At 66.6% G+C, this 14,315-nt stretch carries 19 protein-coding genes; 11 read left to right on the forward strand and 8 right to left on the reverse strand.

The annotated features are described in order from the left end of the window. The first annotated feature begins 244 nt into the window (after positions 1-244). The 4 genes from hyi to GEV02_RS30680 all read left to right on the forward strand — a co-directional run bounded on the left by hyi (position 245) and on the right by GEV02_RS30680 (position 2,737). Entirely contained in the window at positions 245-1,024 is a 780-nt protein-coding gene (gene hyi / locus GEV02_RS30665; protein WP_152841601.1) for a hydroxypyruvate isomerase, read from the forward strand. 67 nt (positions 1,025-1,091) lie between these two features. Then, the gene (locus tag GEV02_RS30670; protein ID WP_152841602.1) at positions 1,092-1,859 is read left to right on the forward strand and encodes a hypothetical protein; all 768 of its coding nucleotides are present in this window, start codon (positions 1,092-1,094) and stop codon (positions 1,857-1,859) included. Between the two features lie 18 nt (positions 1,860-1,877). Further along, a complete protein-coding gene (locus GEV02_RS30675; protein WP_152841603.1) occupies positions 1,878-2,306 on the forward strand; it encodes a hypothetical protein in 429 nt (142 codons plus the stop codon). A gap of 56 nt (positions 2,307-2,362) precedes the next feature. Continuing rightward, positions 2,363-2,737, forward strand: coding sequence for a TraR/DksA family transcriptional regulator (locus GEV02_RS30680; protein WP_152841604.1), 375 nt, complete (start codon positions 2,363-2,365; stop codon positions 2,735-2,737). Between the two features lie 11 nt (positions 2,738-2,748). Here GEV02_RS30680 and GEV02_RS30685 read toward each other — a convergent pair whose 3' ends face one another. After that, the gene (locus tag GEV02_RS30685; RefSeq protein ID WP_070361599.1) at positions 2,749-3,111 is read right to left on the reverse strand and encodes a hypothetical protein; all 363 of its coding nucleotides are present in this window, start codon (positions 3,109-3,111) and stop codon (positions 2,749-2,751) included. Between the two features lie 254 nt (positions 3,112-3,365). Between GEV02_RS30685 and GEV02_RS30690 the strand changes: the two genes are divergently transcribed. The 4 genes from GEV02_RS30690 to GEV02_RS30705 are packed head-to-tail and all read left to right on the forward strand — an operon-like array spanning position 3,366 to position 7,704. After that, positions 3,366-4,952, forward strand: a complete 1,587-nt coding sequence (locus GEV02_RS30690) for an EAL domain-containing protein (RefSeq protein WP_152841605.1) — start codon at positions 3,366-3,368, stop codon at positions 4,950-4,952. Then, positions 4,949-5,773 carry an HDOD domain-containing protein gene (locus GEV02_RS30695; RefSeq protein ID WP_152841606.1) on the forward strand — a complete coding sequence of 275 codons (825 nt, stop codon included), beginning with the start codon at positions 4,949-4,951 and terminating at the stop codon, positions 5,771-5,773. Before GEV02_RS30690 ends, GEV02_RS30695 begins: the two co-directional genes overlap by 4 nt. Before the next feature lie 9 nt (positions 5,774-5,782). Continuing rightward, positions 5,783-7,189, forward strand: a complete 1,407-nt coding sequence (locus GEV02_RS30700) for an ATP-binding protein (RefSeq protein WP_152841607.1) — start codon at positions 5,783-5,785, stop codon at positions 7,187-7,189. Beyond that, positions 7,186-7,704, forward strand: a complete 519-nt coding sequence (locus tag GEV02_RS30705) for a response regulator (protein WP_152841608.1) — start codon at positions 7,186-7,188, stop codon at positions 7,702-7,704. The genes GEV02_RS30700 and GEV02_RS30705 overlap by 4 nt, the downstream gene beginning before the upstream one ends. Here the strand turns inward: GEV02_RS30705 and GEV02_RS30710 are convergent, their stop codons facing one another. Together GEV02_RS30710 and GEV02_RS30715 are read right to left on the reverse strand one after the other, a co-directional pair. Continuing rightward, positions 7,705-8,568: a M90 family metallopeptidase gene (locus GEV02_RS30710; RefSeq protein ID WP_152841609.1), complete on the reverse strand. Its 864-nt coding sequence runs from the start codon at positions 8,566-8,568 to the stop codon at positions 7,705-7,707. Positions 8,569-8,683: 115 nt separating this feature from the next. Beyond that, complete coding sequence (locus GEV02_RS30715; RefSeq protein ID WP_152841665.1) at positions 8,684-9,274, reverse strand: winged helix-turn-helix domain-containing protein; 591 nt, start codon at positions 9,272-9,274, stop codon at positions 8,684-8,686. A gap of 374 nt (positions 9,275-9,648) precedes the next feature. Here GEV02_RS30715 and GEV02_RS30720 point away from each other — a divergent pair, with 374 nt between their 5' ends. Both GEV02_RS30720 and GEV02_RS30725 read left to right on the forward strand, forming a co-directional pair. Further along, on the forward strand, positions 9,649-10,692 hold the full coding sequence (locus GEV02_RS30720; protein ID WP_328595957.1) for an OmpA family protein: 1,044 nt from the start codon (positions 9,649-9,651) through the stop codon (positions 10,690-10,692). Positions 10,693-10,731: 39 nt separating this feature from the next. Beyond that, positions 10,732-11,595: a YihY/virulence factor BrkB family protein gene (locus GEV02_RS30725; protein ID WP_152841667.1), complete on the forward strand. Its 864-nt coding sequence runs from the start codon at positions 10,732-10,734 to the stop codon at positions 11,593-11,595. Here the strand turns inward: GEV02_RS30725 and GEV02_RS30730 are convergent. Both GEV02_RS30730 and GEV02_RS30735 read right to left on the reverse strand, forming a co-directional pair. Beyond that, positions 11,582-11,848 carry a hypothetical protein gene (locus GEV02_RS30730; RefSeq protein WP_152841610.1) on the reverse strand — a complete coding sequence of 89 codons (267 nt, stop codon included), beginning with the start codon at positions 11,846-11,848 and terminating at the stop codon, positions 11,582-11,584. The two genes, GEV02_RS30725 and GEV02_RS30730, sit on opposite strands and share 14 nt — an antisense overlap. After that, positions 11,848-12,051, reverse strand: a complete 204-nt coding sequence (locus tag GEV02_RS30735; protein ID WP_152841611.1) for a hypothetical protein — start codon at positions 12,049-12,051, stop codon at positions 11,848-11,850. Before GEV02_RS30735 ends, GEV02_RS30730 begins: the two co-directional genes overlap by 1 nt. On the opposite strand from GEV02_RS30735, the gene GEV02_RS33055 reads away from it, so the two are divergent. Next, positions 12,050-12,199: a hypothetical protein gene (locus GEV02_RS33055; protein ID WP_174999417.1), complete on the forward strand. Its 150-nt coding sequence runs from the start codon at positions 12,050-12,052 to the stop codon at positions 12,197-12,199. The two genes, GEV02_RS30735 and GEV02_RS33055, sit on opposite strands and share 2 nt — an antisense overlap. 82 nt (positions 12,200-12,281) lie before the next feature. Here the strand turns inward: GEV02_RS33055 and GEV02_RS30740 are convergent, their stop codons facing one another. The 3 genes from GEV02_RS30740 to GEV02_RS30750 form a co-directional block, all read right to left on the reverse strand. Continuing rightward, positions 12,282-12,572 (reverse strand): hypothetical protein, encoded by a 291-nt coding sequence (locus GEV02_RS30740; protein WP_152841612.1) that lies wholly within the window; start codon positions 12,570-12,572, stop codon positions 12,282-12,284. Between the two features lie 77 nt (positions 12,573-12,649). Continuing rightward, entirely contained in the window at positions 12,650-13,804 is a 1,155-nt protein-coding gene (locus GEV02_RS30745) for an AI-2E family transporter (protein WP_152841613.1), read from the reverse strand. A gap of 65 nt (positions 13,805-13,869) precedes the next feature. Further along, positions 13,870-14,181, reverse strand: coding sequence for a BON domain-containing protein (locus GEV02_RS30750; protein ID WP_152841614.1), 312 nt, complete (start codon positions 14,179-14,181; stop codon positions 13,870-13,872). Between the last annotated feature and the right edge of the window lie 134 nt (positions 14,182-14,315).

Raw genomic sequence — 14,315 nt, forward strand, 5'->3', positions numbered from 1 at the left:
TCGTACCCGCGAAGGCCGGTGCCGCGCCGGCGCGAAAAAAAAGCCACCCGAAGGCGGCTTGCTGACTTATCGGCCGCGGCCCGCGCAGCGGCAACAGCGCTCCGCGCTCGGCAGCACAGCACCGCTCCGGCGGCCGCGGCCGATAAGTCAGCAAGCCACCTTCGGGTGGCTTTTTTTTCGCGCCGGCGCGGCAGCGGCATTTGCGGTTACGATAAGGTTTCCGCCACCCTGCCCCGGAGCCCCCATGCCCCAGTTTGCCGCCAACCTGTCGATGCTGTTCAACCACGCGCCCTTCCTGGACCGCTTCGCGCTGGCCCGCGAAGCCGGCTTTGACGGCGTCGAATTCCTCTTCCCCTACGCCTACGAAGCCGAGGTGCTGGCCGAGCGCCTGCGCCAGCACCAGCTGCAACTGGTGCTGTTCAACCTGCCCTGCGGCGACTGGGACGCGGGCGACCGCGGCATGGCCTGCGATCCGCGCCGCCAGCAAGAGTTCCGCGCCGGCGTGCTGCGCGCGCTGGAGTACGCCACCGCGCTGGGCGTGCCGCGGCTGCACTGCATGGCGGGCAAGACGCCGGCCGGACTGGCGCCGGAACGCGCCCACGCCACCTATCTCGACAATCTGCGCTGGGCCGCCGCCGCGCTGGCGCCGCACGGCATCGAGCTGCTGATCGAGCCGATCAACCACTACGACATCCCCGGCTACTTCCTCAACTACAGCCGCCAGGCGCTGGACATCATCACCGAGGCCGGCAGTGCCAACCTGTTCCTGCAATACGACATCTACCACATGCAGCGCATGGAGGGCGAGTTGAGCAACACCATCCGCGCCAACCTGCCGCTGATCAAGCACATGCAGATCGCCGACACGCCGGGCCGCCACGAGCCCGGCACCGGCGAGATCAACTACCGCCACCTGTTCCGCTTCATCGACGAGATCGGCTACCGGGGCTGGCTGGGCTGCGAATACCTGCCGGCCGGCGACACCGCCGCCGGCCTGGGCTGGCGACAGGCGCTGAGCACCTGATCTGCGCTGACGCAAAACGAGGATATTCACCCAAGGCAACAATATCCTCACACTTTGCGGAGCGCTTATGAAAACCACCCGTGTCTTCCTCCTGCTTGGACTATTGACGCTGCTCGGCGGCTGCGCCAGCAGCACGCCGCGCATGTCCGCCGTGCGCGCCTTTGCCGCACAGGCGCCGCAGCTGGGTGCCTACCACGAACTGACCGAGCGCTACCGCACCACCTACCAGCGCGAACAACCGTTCCTGAGCGCGGCCGCCGACGCCCGCGAGCGCGAGCTCGACCGCCAGCGCCAGGCCGCCTGCGACGATTTCGCCCAGCTGCAGCGCGGCGTGCAAGCGTATATGCAGGCGCTGGGCCGGCTGGCCGGCGACGGCGCCTACGACATGGAAGACCAGGTCAAGTCGCTCGGCGACGGCATCAAGGCCTGGCCCGACAGCGGCCTCAGCGAGCACCACGTGAGCGCCTACGCCGGCCTGACGCGACTGGTGGCGCGCACTGTCACGCGGCCCATGCAGGAAGCAGCGGTGCAGCAGCTGATGCGCGACGGCCGCCCGGCCGTGCAGCAAGTGCTGGAAGCCATGCACATCCTGCTGACCCTGTACGGCAAGACCAGCGACAACGAAGAAAAAATCGTGCTCGGCATGCTGGAGACGGAGCTGCCCTTCCTCGATCCCAAGCGCGACCGCCTGCTGCAGGCATTGGCCCGCTCGCAGCAGCACGACAAGCAGGTCGAATACCATCTGATCGCCGCGCGCAACGCGCTGGCGCAGAAGAACCTGGCCGCCATCGAGCAAAGCCACCGCGTGCTGCTCGACCAATTCCCGCATCCCTGATCGCCGCAAGGAGCCGCCATGGCCGATACCCACAACATCATCGCGCTGGCCGACAGCCTGTCCGCCTGCGCCGACGCATTGCACACCCGCCTGATGCACGCCCTCCGCCAGCCGGCGCCGGGCGGCCAGGCGCCCGCCATCTCGCAGGGCGCGGCGCAGGCGCTGTTTGAAAACGAGGTGATCTTGCGCCAGCGCGCCAACGGCATCTACCTCGACGCCGCCCGCCTGTCCGCCAGCGGCCTGGACAGCGCGCAGCAGCAACTGCTGGACGTCACCGCGCGCGCCCGTGACGCCATCGACCGCATCGACCGCGCCAAGGACTTGATCGACATCGCCGCCGAACTGCTGTCGCTGGGCGCGGCGGTGGCCACCGGCAAGCCGGAGCGTCTGGTCGCGCCGCTGGAAAAACTCAAGCACCACGTGGACGCCTTGCTGCCGACGCGCTGACGCGGCCGCGAACAAAATCGCCGCGCGCGGGTCCAATGCCGTAAGGAGTGTGCGGCATGAACGGACTCGACGAGATGGAATGGATGGCCCTGCGGGCGCGGCTGGAAGGCGCGCGGGCCGCGCTGCTGAGCCAGCTGGCGGACGACCTGGACCGCAGCGCCGACGTGCGCCTGCCGCTGCCGCACGAGGCCGAGGCCTCGCCGGCCGACAACGCCAGCCAGCGCACCCTCAACGCGCTGGTGCACGAGGCGGCCGAACACACGACACGCCAGTTGCACATCGTGCGCCACGCGCTGGCCAAGTTCGACGACCGCAGCTATGGCTTGTGCGAGCGCTGCGGCGAGACCATCGGCTATTCGCGGCTCGATGCGCGGCCGGAGGCGCGGCTGTGCATCGCTTGCCAGACCTTGCAGGAACAGCGCCGCCGCTGAATTCAACAAGACTAAGCCGCGTCGCTCCACGGCTGGTTGCGGATCTTGGCCACCTGCCGCTGCGCCAGCAGGCGCCACAGCTGCAGCGCGTCGGCCTGCGCCAGCGCGGCCATGGTGCGCGGATCGGCCAGCGCGATTTCGCAATCGCGGTCCGACCATTCGGCAAAGCGCACCCTGCCCCCGGTCGACACTTCGACTTCATACATCAAGCCATCGTCGTAACCGAAGCGCAGCACCGCGCTGCCGGGACCACCGTCGGGACTGGCGGCGTTGCCGCTGTAGACCTCCGCCAGCGCCGCCGCCATCTGGGCTTCCGACGGCGCCGCCACATCGCGGCCGTCCGGGCGCGTGAGCACTACCCATGCCTGTGTCATAGCCGCATCCCCCTATCCAAACGCGTTAGTCCGACGGGTGCCAGGTTTTTTTATTGTAGCGACTATCATACCCAAAATTGCCGCCGGCGCAGGCATCGTCGCCGATAAGCAACAGCGCGCTGCAATGGGCGATGCCGGACTGGCACTGTTGCCGCCGCCCGCATTTCGCGCGGCATGACAAACCATCCCATGTCGTCCATAATCGACCGATAGTATTTTCGATCAGCAAGCTTCCATTACGATAGGAACGCCTGATGGAACTCGATTATCCCGGCCCGGCGCCCCTGCGCGACGATCTGCAAGCCGCGCTGCGGCTGGCGCTCGGCCGCGCGGAGCTGCAGCTGCTGTACCAGCCGCTGGTCGACCTGCGCAACGGCGCGGTGGCCAGCCTGGAGGCGCTGGTGCGCTGGCCGCAGCCGCCGCCCGGCCTGAGCGGCGCGCTGGGCGACTGGCTGCTGCGCCGCACCTGCCACGACCGCCTGCTGTGGCGCAGCGACACCCTCAGCGGCAGCGACCTGCAGGTGGCGATCAACGTCGCGCCGTGGCAGATGGACGACCCGCAGTTCGGCCCGGCCGTGGCGGCGGTGCTGGCCGAATACGCGATCCCGCCGGGCGCGCTGACGCTGGAGCTGAACGAAACGACGCTGACGCGCGACCCGGCCCGCAGCGACGCTGTGCTGGCCGGGTTCAAGCAGCTCGGCGCCTGCCTGACGCTGGACGACTTCGGCAGCGGCGACTCCTGCCTCGGCCATCTGCAGCGCTATCCATTCGACGTCATCAAGATCGCCGGCGCCTGCATCGCCGGTGTCGCGCAGCATGCCGGCGACGCCGCCTTCTGCAAGGCCGTGATCGCGATGGCGCACAACCTCGGCTTGCGGGTGGCGGCGCGGGGCGTCGACAGCGAGGCCCAGTGCGACTTCCTGCGCCGCCATATGTGCGACCTGGTGCAGGGCGCCTGTTTCGCGCCGCCGCTGGCGCCGGACGCCGTCGCCCAGCTGCTGCGCGACGACCGCCGCCTGCCGCCGCACCTGCTGCGCACGCAGGCGCGGCGGCGCAGCCTGCTGCTGGTCGACGATGAAAAAAACATCGTGGCGTCGCTGAAGCGGCTGCTGCGCCAGGACGGCTACGACCTGTACAGCGCGGCCAGCGGCGAGGAAGGCCTGGAGTTGCTGGCCCGCCTGCCGATCGACGTCATCATTTCCGACCAGCGCATGCCGGGCCTGAGCGGCGCCGACTTCCTGCGCCAGGCGCGCGTGGTGCGGCCGGAAACCATCCGCATCATGCTGTCCGGCTATACCGAACTGCAATCGGTGACGGACGCCGTCAACGAAGGCGCGATCTACAAATTCCTGACCAAGCCGTGGAACGACGAGCAGCTGCGCGCCCACGTCGGCGAAGCGTTCCGGCTCAAGGAAATCGCCGACGACAACCAGCGCCTGCACCTCGAAGTGCGCACCGCCAACCACGAGCTCGCCAGCGCCAACCGCCGCATGGAACAGCTGCTGCACCAGATGCAGCGCCAGATCCACCGCGACGAGATCAGCCTGAGCATCGCGCGCGAAATCCTGCAGCACCTGCCGCTGCCGGTGATCGGCATGGACGACGCCGGCATGATCGCCTTCATCAACGGCGCCGCCGAGCGCGTGTTCAGCGGCGCCACGCTGCTGGGCGCCGAGGCCGGCGTGGCGCTGCCGGCGCTGCTGCCGCCGGCCGGTCAGGCGGCCGGCCATCACGCGCTGATCGGCGGCGTGCGCTATGCCGTCATGGTGTATCCGATGGGCGAACATTCCGCCTCGCGCGGCAGCCTGATTACCCTGAGCCGTTTTGAGGAGAACGCATGAACCTGATCGAAAACCAGATCGCCATCGCCGACGTGGTGCGCAACATCCGCGACCTGCCCTCGCTGCCGGCGGTGGTGGCCGAGCTGCTGGCCAGCATGGAGCAGGACGACATCGACCTGCACGCGCTGGCCGCCAAGATCGCGCTGGACCAGGCGCTGACGGCCAAGACGCTGCGGCTGGCCAACTCCTCGTTCTACGGCATGCAGTCGACCGTCACCACCATCCAGCAGGCGATGGCGGTGCTGGGCTTCCACAGCGTGCGCACGCTGGTGACGGCCTGCGGCGTGATCGGCGGCGTGCCGGCCGTGCCCGGCATGGCGCTGGACTTCGACGCCTTCTGGCGCCATTCGATCGCCACCGCCGTCTGCGCCCGCACGCTGGCGCGCCACATGAAGCAAAGCCCGGACACCGCCTTCACCGCCGGCCTGCTGCACGACCTCGGCACGCTGGTGCTGGCCACCCGCTTCCCGGCCCAGTACGTCGCGGTGGAAGTCTGGCGCCTGCAGCACGACAGTTCGGTCAGCGCGGCGCAGCTGGCGGTGTTCGGCATCGACCACGCCGAGGCCGGCAGCGCGCTGGCCGCGCACTGGAAATTCCCGCGCAAGATCCAGGAGGCGATCACCGGCCACCACGACCCCGATGCCCCCGGCGCGGGCCAGAACATCTACCTGGCCAACCTGCTGGCGCACGCGCTGGAGGACGACGGCGCCGACGCCGCGCCGGTGTGGAGCACGCTGGGGCTGGACCAGGACGCGCAGCAGGAAGTGCTGGATACCTGCAGGCTGGTGTTCAACGAGATGTGCCAGATCCTGGTCGGCTGAGGGAGCACGATGAAACCCAATGTCCAGATCGCCGGCGCGGAAGTGGCGCTGTCGGAATTCTTCGACGGCCATCCGGTGGCCACCTTCGCCATCAACACGCGCCACATCATCATCCACTGGAACCGCGCCTGCGAACAGCTGCTGGGCTGGAGCCGCGCCGACATGATAGGCACGCAGAACCACTGGCTGCCGTTCTACGCCAAGCAGCGGCCGCTGCTGTCGGACTTGATCGTCGCCGGCGAGCAGGACATCGCCGGCCACTACCCGGGCCAGCACCAGCGCTCGCCGCTGATCCCGGACGCGTGGGAGGCCGAGGACTTCTTTCCCAACATCGGCGCCAGCGGCCACTGGCTGCACTTCACCGCCGCGCCGCTGCACGACCGCGAAGGCAAGGTGGTGGGCGCGATCGAAACGCTGCGCGACGTCACCGAGCGCCGCGTGGCCGAGAACGCGCTGCGCAAGGCGCACGACAACCTCGAACACGTGGTGGAAAAACGCACCGCCCAGCTGGCCGACGCCAACGAGCGGCTGGCCGACGACATCCGCCAGCTCACCGAACTGAACGACCAGCTGTCGATGGCCCAGCAGCAGCTGGTGCAGGCCGAGAAGATGGCGTCGATCGGCCAGCTGGCGGCCGGCGTGGCGCACGAGATCAACAATCCGATCGGCTATATTTTTTCCAACGTCGGCACGCTGCAAGGCTATCTGGAGCAGCTGTTCGAGATGCTGGCCGCCTACCAGCAGGCCGAGGCCAGCATAGGCGCGCCCGGCGTGGCGCAGCGCCTGGGCGCGATGCGCGAGCGCATCGACCTCGACTTCCTGCGCGAGGACATCCCGGCGCTGATGCGCGAATCGCGCGAAGGCATCGTGCGGGTGCGCCACATCGTCCAGGACTTGAAGGATTTTTCGCGGCTCGACGCCGGCCAGGACTGGAGCATGGCCGACCTGCACCAGGCGATCGACTCCACCCTCAACATCGTCAGCAACGAGGTCAAGTACCGCGCCGACCTGGTCAAGCAATACGGCGACCTGCCGGAAATCGAATGCCTGCCGCTGCAGATCAACCAGGTGGTGCTGAACCTGGTGATCAACGCCGCCCACGCGATCGGGCCGGAGCGCGGCGAAATCACGCTGCGCACCGGCGTCGCCGACCAGCACACGGTGTGGCTGGAAGTGGAAGACAGCGGCAGCGGCATCGCGCCCGAGGCGCTGTCGCGCATCTTCGATCCCTTCTTCACCACCAAGGCGGTCGGCCAGGGCACGGGGCTGGGGCTGTCGCTGACCTACGGCATCGTGCAGAAGCATGGCGGCCGCATCGAGGTCGATACCGAAGTGGGCCGGGGCACGCGCTTCCGCGTGCTGCTGCCGATCCGCCATACCGAGCCGGCCGAGGCCGGCGTCAAGGAGCACTCATGAGCCGCATCCTGCTGGTCGACGACGAACCCAACATGCTGAGCGCGCTGCAGCGGGCGCTGCGCCAGAGCAGCGCGCTGGCCGGCGCGCAGATCGAAACCTTCACCAATCCCTTCGATGCGCTGAACCGCATCTGCGTGTGCGATTTCGACCTGGCGATTTCGGATTTCATGATGCCGGAGATGAGCGGCGGCGAGTTCCTGCAAGCGTTGAAGGACGTGTCGCCGCTGACGGTGCGCATCATGCTGAGCGCATCGACCGATTTCAGCACGGCGATGGCGGCGATCAACGAGGCGCATGTGTTCCGCTTCCTGCCCAAGCCGTGGCAGCAGGCCGAACTGGAGCAGAACATCCTGCAGGGGCTGGAACACCGCGCCGCGCTGCTGGTCGAGGCGGGCCGCCAGCCGGCCGGCACGCCGACGCCCACGCCGCAGGAACAGGAGGCGCAGCGGCTGGAGCAGGAGGAGCCGGGGCTGCTGCACGTGAAGCGCGCGGCCGACGGCTCGATCATCCTGTGACTACCAGCCGCCGAGGAAGGAATACGGCTGCATCTGCGGTTCGGGCGGCGGTGGCGGCGGCGCCATCCATTCGCGCGGATCGACGCGGTAGTACTTGAGGAATTCGGCAAACAGCTCGGCGTGGTGCTCGGCCATCTGGTAGGGTTTTTCGAAGAAGGTCTCGGTGGCGACGGCGAAGAATTCGGCCGGATTGGTGGCGCCGTAATGGTCCATCACGCTGTGCTGGCGGTACATGGCGCTGTGGCGCAGGCTTTGGAAATCGCGCTCCAGCACTGCCGACCACTCGCTGTAGCTGGCCGGGTTGCCGAGATACGGGGCGCCGTTGGCGCGGCCCGATTCGCTGTCGAGCTGGTGGGCGAATTCGTGCAGCACGACGTTGTGGCCGCGGCCGGGGCCGGACATCACGTCTTCCCACGACAGCACGATGCGGCCATCGTCCCAGGATTCGCCCAGCATGGTCTGGTGGCCCGGCGTCACCACGCCGCCCGGCCCGACCTCGGCGCGCCGCGCCACGAAGGCGCCGGGGTAGACCAGGATGGTGTGCAGCGCCGGATAGACCTTGCTCGGCCGGTTCAGCAGCAGCAGACAGGCCTGGCCGGCGATGGTCACGGCCATCTCGTCGGTGACTTCCAGGCCCTCGCAGCCGATGAATTTTTTCTGGTGCAGAAACTGCACGACCAGGCGCTGCAACTGCTGCTGCAGCGCGGGCGCCATGCGGCGGTAGACCGGGATGTTGTGCTGCAGGACGGCCAGCGCGGCGGCCGGCAGCGGCTGCGCCAGCACCCGCCGCAAGCGCCAGCGCGGGTAGAAAAAAGGCGTCGCTATCAGCAGCGCCGTCAGGCCGATCCAGATCAAAGCTTCCATGTGCCGCGCGTCCGTTGAGATGTCCAGTCCAGGCTAGGTGGGGCGCCTTGCCGACATTTCAATATGCAAACAGCCGGGCATGCCCGGCTGTTCCATCATACGCCTGCGCTAACGCTCAGACCTGTTCTTCTTTTTGCAGCGAAGGAGCCGAGCCGAACAGTGCTGCCACCAGCGGATCGCGCATCACCGGGCCGCGGTTGACGCGGATCGCATAGTGCGTGTCGTCGGCCAGGATGTGGAAGTGGCGGCCGCTGCCGGCCATCGCCTGTTCGCGCAGGCCCGGACGTTCCTTGCGCGGTGGCGCGCCTTCGCGCTTCGGCTGGACGATGGCGGCCAGGAAGGCGGCCACGCGTTCAGGATCCGGCGTCAGCTGGTAGACGGCCTTGCCCAGATAGGTGGCCGTGCCTTCGACGTAGCGCGCCAGTTCGATCACGCCGGCTTCGCGCAGGTCGCGGATGTATTTGCGGGCGCCGGACGGCGAGAACTTCAGGAACCAGGCGATTTCGTCGGCCAGCATTTCGTGCAATTGCAGTTCGCCGATCAGCTTCTGCATGTTTTCGATGCGGCGCAGCGTGGCCGACGTCGAGCGGACGCGCTCGATCGAAGCCATCGACAGTGCCGGCTTGCGGTCCAGCGGCGCCGGACCCGGACGTTCCACCAGCATCAGCTTGGCGGTCGTCGCCTGCATTTCCGGCGAGGCTTTCATCTCGTTCTGGACCAGATGTTGAGGTTGTCTAACTGCATGCATGGGAACACTCCTTATAACAATTGCCGAGATTAGTGGCAGCGGATAGCGTGGCGGGCTGCTGGCATCGCGCTACGGTCTCTGCATCTGACGCCAGAATGCCTTTTCCTGGAGCATTAGTCTGTGCGGCAACGAACATTAGCGAAAATACTTGGCACTTAAGCTGTGACAAATGGCCGCGCACTAAGTTTCAGCAAACGTGCCGTATTTGATACAGCACAAGCTTAGGTACGCTAGCGCACGGAAGAGATGCACCAAACTCCCTAATCTTCAGTCCAACAGCGGTGCATGGTCATTGCTGCAACAACTCATCATTAATAATCGGGAGCTCACCTGTGAATAAATCCAAGAATATCGCCCTCGCCGTCGTCGCCCTGTGCGCGTCGTTTTCCGCCCTGGCTCAGGATGCGGTCATCAATCCATCGTGGTATATCCAGCCCAGCCTGAACGCCATGAAGCCCGATTCGGACTTCGGCGTGGACAAGCGCGGCTACGGCGCCGGCCTCAAATTCGGCAAGGCGCTCAATGAAAGCTGGGACGTGCAAGTCGGCACCACCTATGCCCGCTCCCGTGAAAACGGCCAGCGCTACCAGCAAAACACGCTGGGCGTGGATGGCTTGTACATGTTTTCCCGTAAATCGTTCCGTCCCTTCCTGCTGGTCGGCGTCGGCGCCGAGCGCGACAAGGCCAACCTGAACGTCATCGGCGAACGCCGCAAGAACTCGCCCTACCTGAGCGCCGGCCTGGGCTTCCAGGCCGACCTCAGCGACCAGGTCGCCTTCCAGGCGGACATCCGCAATGTGCACGGCTTCATCCGTGGCGATGAGTTCCCTAACAGCAAGAGCAATAACTACTACGCAACGGTCGGCCTGAACATCGCCTTCAACGCGCCGCCGAAAGCCGCCCCGGCCGCGCCGCCGCCACCGCCGCCGCGCGCGATCGAACCGCCGCCGCCACCACCGGCAGCCGTGGTGCCGCCACCGCCGCCACCGGCGCGCTTTGAAAAAGTGACGATGTCGGCCACCGAACTGTTCGGTTTCGACAGCGCCAAGCTGAACCCTAACCAGCCCAAGCTGGACGACATCGCCAATGTGCTCAACACGAACAGCGGCATCGACAACGTGGTGATCTCCGGCTACGCCGACCGTCTGGGCAGCGACAAGTACAACCAGAAGCTGTCCGAGCGCCGCGCGCAATCGGTCAAGGAATACCTGGTCGGCAAAGGCGTCGCCGCCAACCGCCTGAACGCCGTCGGCAAGGGCGAAGCCAACCCCATCGTCCAGTGCAACAACAAGAAACGCGCGGACTTGATCAAGTGCCTGGAACCGAACCGCCGCGTCGAGGTCGAGCAAATCACCATCGAACGCCGCGTGCAGTAAGCCAACAAGCCCCGCTCCCGCAGCGGGGCTTTTTTTATGATGAAACGAAATCTGGTCTCGGTACTGCGATGTACCGTCAGCGAATGGCTGGAACACCGCGCCAGCAGCAAGGGCGCGGCGTTGGCGTTTTACACGCTGTTTTCGCTGGCGCCCGTGCTGGTGCTGGTGTTGGCGATCGCCGGCTGGTTCTACGGGCCGCAGGCGGCGCAGGGCCAGCTGTTCAGCGAGCTGCGCGGCCTGATCGGCGCGCAGGGCGCCGAGGCGGTGCAACTGGTGCTGGCCGGCGCGCGCGACAAGGAGCAGGGACGGCTGGCCACCATGGTCGCCGGCGCCCTGCTGCTGTTCGGCGCGACCAGCGTGTTTGCCGAACTCAAGGCCAGCCTCGACGACATCTGGCAAGTCCCTCCCCTCGTGCACGGCACGGCGTGGGACGTGGTCCGCACCCGCCTGCTGTCCTTCGGCATGATATTGGTGCTGGCCTTCCTGCTGATGGTGTCGCTGGTGGTCAGCGCCGCGCTGACCGTGCTGGAAAAACTGTGGGGCGATTACTGGCGCGAGGCCGGCGTGGTGCTGTCGGCCGTCAACCTGGCGATCGGCTACCTCGTCATCGCCGCGCTGTTCGCGGCGATCTTCAAGCTGCTGCCGCGCATCCGCCTGTCATGGCACGACGTGACGATAGGCGCGCTGGGCACGGCCGCGCTGTTCACGCTGGGCAAATACCTGATCGGCGCCTACATCGGCAACAGCGGCGTCACCAGCAGCTACGGCGCCGCCGGCTCGGTGATCGCGCTGCTGCTGTGGGTGTACTACTCGGCGCAGATCTTCTTCCTCGGCGCCGAGTTCGCGCGCCAGTACGCGCTGCAGCTGGGCAGCCTGCGCGCTGCCGCCGCTACAGGCCGATAGCATCCAGGCCGGCGATCAGGCCGGCCTTGGCCGAGTCGTCGCGCCAGCCGGCGGCCACATGGCGCACCGTTCCACCGTTGAAGAAATAGAAGACCGGCGTGCTGCGCACATCGAGCATGGGCCAGCCGCGCCAGTGATAGGCGATCGCCATCGGCAGCGCCGGATGCCGGGCATTCCATGCCGCATAATCGTCGAAGCGCAGGCGCAGCGCGTGCGGCGCCTGCAGCTGCAAGGCGCCGTCGAAACGCCGCATCAGCGCGCCAGCGCGTCGGTGGCGGCGCGGGAAAAATGGCAGCCGGCGTCGGCGGCGACATGGATGAGCGGCGAAACCTCCAGCTGGCCGGGAAAGCGCTGCGCCAGCTGCGCGGCCGGCGCAAACATCCGCGCGTAGCAGCAGGCGTCGTAGCTGCGCTGCAGCTGTGCCGGCGTGGCCAGTCCGCTGCCGCAGCAGCTCATGGACTTGCAGCAGATGGCGCGCAAGGTCCTGGTCGGCGGTATGGAAAACGATAAGGAACAGATCGTCGAAAGGGGACGGCCGCGCGATCGCGGCGTACAGCCCCAGCCCGGCGGTCAGCTGCAGCGCGCGGCGCCGCGATTCGAGTGAGGGCTGAGCCATGTCCGGGACGATTGGCATTTAAGCAAGCTTAACTTTACCATCATTGTCGCCCGCACAAACTCTCGGATCATCACATGGGCTTGCGCCGCAGATAGGCGCGCGGCGTGGCGACCGGCAGATCGGCCACGGCCACCGTCGAGGCCAGCGCCTGCTGGTCTTCCTCGCGGATCACCGCGTCGGGCGCCAGCACGCGGGCGATCACCTGCGGGCTGATGCCTATCGATTGCAGGAACTGCACCGCGCTGGCGGTGCCGATGTCGCGCTGCACTTCCAGGGCCTGGCGGACGATGAACTCCAGCGAATGCCAGCCTGCAGTTTCCGAAGTCTCCGGCCGCGCGCGGCGGTCATGCTCTGGACTCATGTGCTGCTCCTCAAGACAGGTGTAACCGTATGTTAGCCGACTCGCGCACAGAAACAAGTGCGATTGCGAAAACTGCCCTACTCGCCCAGCAGTTCCGCCACCACTTCCATGCCTTCGACGCGCTCGGCCACGACCTTGACGATGACGATCAGCGGCACGCCCAGCAGCAGGCCGGACACGCCCCACAGCCAGCCCCAGAACAGCAGGCTGACGAACACCGCCGCCGCGTTCATGCGGGCGAAGCGGCCGGTCATCCAGGTCGCCACCACGGTGCCGACCAGCGTGGCGATCGCCAGCGACGTGCCCATCACCAGCGCGCTCATCTGCAGCGATTCGAACTGCATGAAGGCCACCGCGCCGGTGGCCAGCGTAATCAGCAAGGGACCGAAGTACGGCATCAGATGCAGCAGCCCGGCCACGATGGCCCAGGCGCCGGCATTCTCCAGCCCGATCCAGCGCAGCGCGACCCACATCAGCAAGGCCAGCAGGCCGTTGGTGACGAGCAGCATCAGCATGTATTTCTGGATCGATGAATTGATGTCTTCCAGGATGTGCACGGTGATCTTCTTCTTGCTCAGCGACGGCCCGGTCAGCTTGACCAGCTTGCGCTTGAAGGTATCGCCCGACAGCAGCAGGAAGAACACCAGGAAGATCACCATCACCGCCTGGCTGAGGAAACCCATCACGCCCATCGAACCGGCCCACAGCCAGTCCATGACGGGCAGCGCGCCGCTTTCCGGCGGCGGCGCGGCCTTGCGCGCGGCGCGGCGCTCCTGGGCGCCGGCGGTAGCCTGCTGCAATTCGGTGGCCACGGCCTGGATGCGCTGCAGGGTGCTCGGGCCTTGATGGGCCCGGTCGGCCAGCAGGCGCGACAGCTTATGGCTGACGGTGGGCAGTTCTTCGACGATGGATTCGAACTCGCCCTGCACCTTGTCGATGACGACCAGCGAGCCGCCCAGTATCGCGGCGGTAATCAGCGTCGCCCCGACCACGCGCGGCAGGCGCATGCGCTCCAGCCAGCACACGATGGGGCTGAGCATATAGGTAATCAGGATGCCGAGTAACAGCGGAACGAGGAAATTGCGCGACCATTGCAGCGCATAGATAAACGCCACCGTGGCGATGACGCCGAGCGCCAGGCCACGGGCGTGGACATGCAGGGGAATACGCAAGCTATCGCCATCGGCGGCGGCAGCGTTGACCAGGGGGAGTACTTCAGGCTGCTGGCTCATGATGGCTCGCTAAAAACCGCCGGCGCGGCTGGCCCGGATGGGCGGGCCGCGCCGGCAGGTAAGGCTTACTTGACGTGGATGTCGTTCTTCACGGCGGTCACGCCCTTGACGCCGCGGGCGACGTCGCCGGCCTTGGCGATGTCTTCAGGCTGGGCCACGAAACCGCTCAGCTGTACCGTGCCCTTGAAGGTTTCCACATTGATTTCCGTGGACTTCAGGCTAGGCTCGTTGAAGATGCTGGCCTTGACTTTGGTGGTGATCACGGAATCGTCGACATACTCGCCGGTGCCTTCTTTGGACGAGGTGGATGCGCAGCCGGCGGTGGCCAGCAGCGAAACGGTGAACAGGGCAGTAGCGATTTTGTGTGCGATTTTCATGGCATTCTCCTTGGAGTGATTAACAGTCGTTTGTCAGCTAGCGGGACTGGATGTCCTTGCTACCGATGTAGACGTTGTACGCCCCTTCCCCACCCATCTCTGTACGCTATCGTACAAAGACGGCACATCGCACA

Source organism: Rugamonas aquatica (assembly GCF_009380215.1).
GTDB lineage: Bacteria > Pseudomonadota > Gammaproteobacteria > Burkholderiales > Burkholderiaceae_D > Rugamonas > Rugamonas aquatica_B.

Coding starts and splice junctions, on each gene's coding strand:
- GEV02_RS30695 (WP_152841606.1), top strand. CDS start 4,949: ATGAACCTGATCGAAAACCAGATCGCCATCGCCGACGTGGTGCGCAAC.
- GEV02_RS30675 (WP_152841603.1), top strand. CDS start 1,878: ATGGCCGATACCCACAACATCATCGCGCTGGCCGACAGCCTGTCCGCC.
- GEV02_RS30710 (WP_152841609.1), bottom strand. CDS start 8,568: ATGGAAGCTTTGATCTGGATCGGCCTGACGGCGCTGCTGATAGCGACG.
- GEV02_RS30735 (WP_152841611.1), bottom strand. CDS start 12,051: ATGAGCTGCTGCGGCAGCGGACTGGCCACGCCGGCACAGCTGCAGCGC.
- GEV02_RS33055 (WP_174999417.1), top strand. CDS start 12,050: ATGGACTTGCAGCAGATGGCGCGCAAGGTCCTGGTCGGCGGTATGGAA.
- GEV02_RS30750 (WP_152841614.1), bottom strand. CDS start 14,181: ATGAAAATCGCACACAAAATCGCTACTGCCCTGTTCACCGTTTCGCTG.
- GEV02_RS30680 (WP_152841604.1), top strand. CDS start 2,363: ATGAACGGACTCGACGAGATGGAATGGATGGCCCTGCGGGCGCGGCTG.
- GEV02_RS30690 (WP_152841605.1), top strand. CDS start 3,366: ATGGAACTCGATTATCCCGGCCCGGCGCCCCTGCGCGACGATCTGCAA.
- GEV02_RS30730 (WP_152841610.1), bottom strand. CDS start 11,848: ATGCGGCGTTTCGACGGCGCCTTGCAGCTGCAGGCGCCGCACGCGCTG.
- hyi (WP_152841601.1), top strand. CDS start 245: ATGCCCCAGTTTGCCGCCAACCTGTCGATGCTGTTCAACCACGCGCCC.
- GEV02_RS30740 (WP_152841612.1), bottom strand. CDS start 12,572: ATGAGTCCAGAGCATGACCGCCGCGCGCGGCCGGAGACTTCGGAAACT.
- GEV02_RS30715 (WP_152841665.1), bottom strand. CDS start 9,274: ATGAAAGCCTCGCCGGAAATGCAGGCGACGACCGCCAAGCTGATGCTG.
- GEV02_RS30725 (WP_152841667.1), top strand. CDS start 10,732: ATGAAACGAAATCTGGTCTCGGTACTGCGATGTACCGTCAGCGAATGG.
- GEV02_RS30670 (WP_152841602.1), top strand. CDS start 1,092: ATGAAAACCACCCGTGTCTTCCTCCTGCTTGGACTATTGACGCTGCTC.
- GEV02_RS30685 (WP_070361599.1), bottom strand. CDS start 3,111: ATGACACAGGCATGGGTAGTGCTCACGCGCCCGGACGGCCGCGATGTG.
- GEV02_RS30700 (WP_152841607.1), top strand. CDS start 5,783: ATGAAACCCAATGTCCAGATCGCCGGCGCGGAAGTGGCGCTGTCGGAA.
- GEV02_RS30745 (WP_152841613.1), bottom strand. CDS start 13,804: ATGAGCCAGCAGCCTGAAGTACTCCCCCTGGTCAACGCTGCCGCCGCC.
- GEV02_RS30705 (WP_152841608.1), top strand. CDS start 7,186: ATGAGCCGCATCCTGCTGGTCGACGACGAACCCAACATGCTGAGCGCG.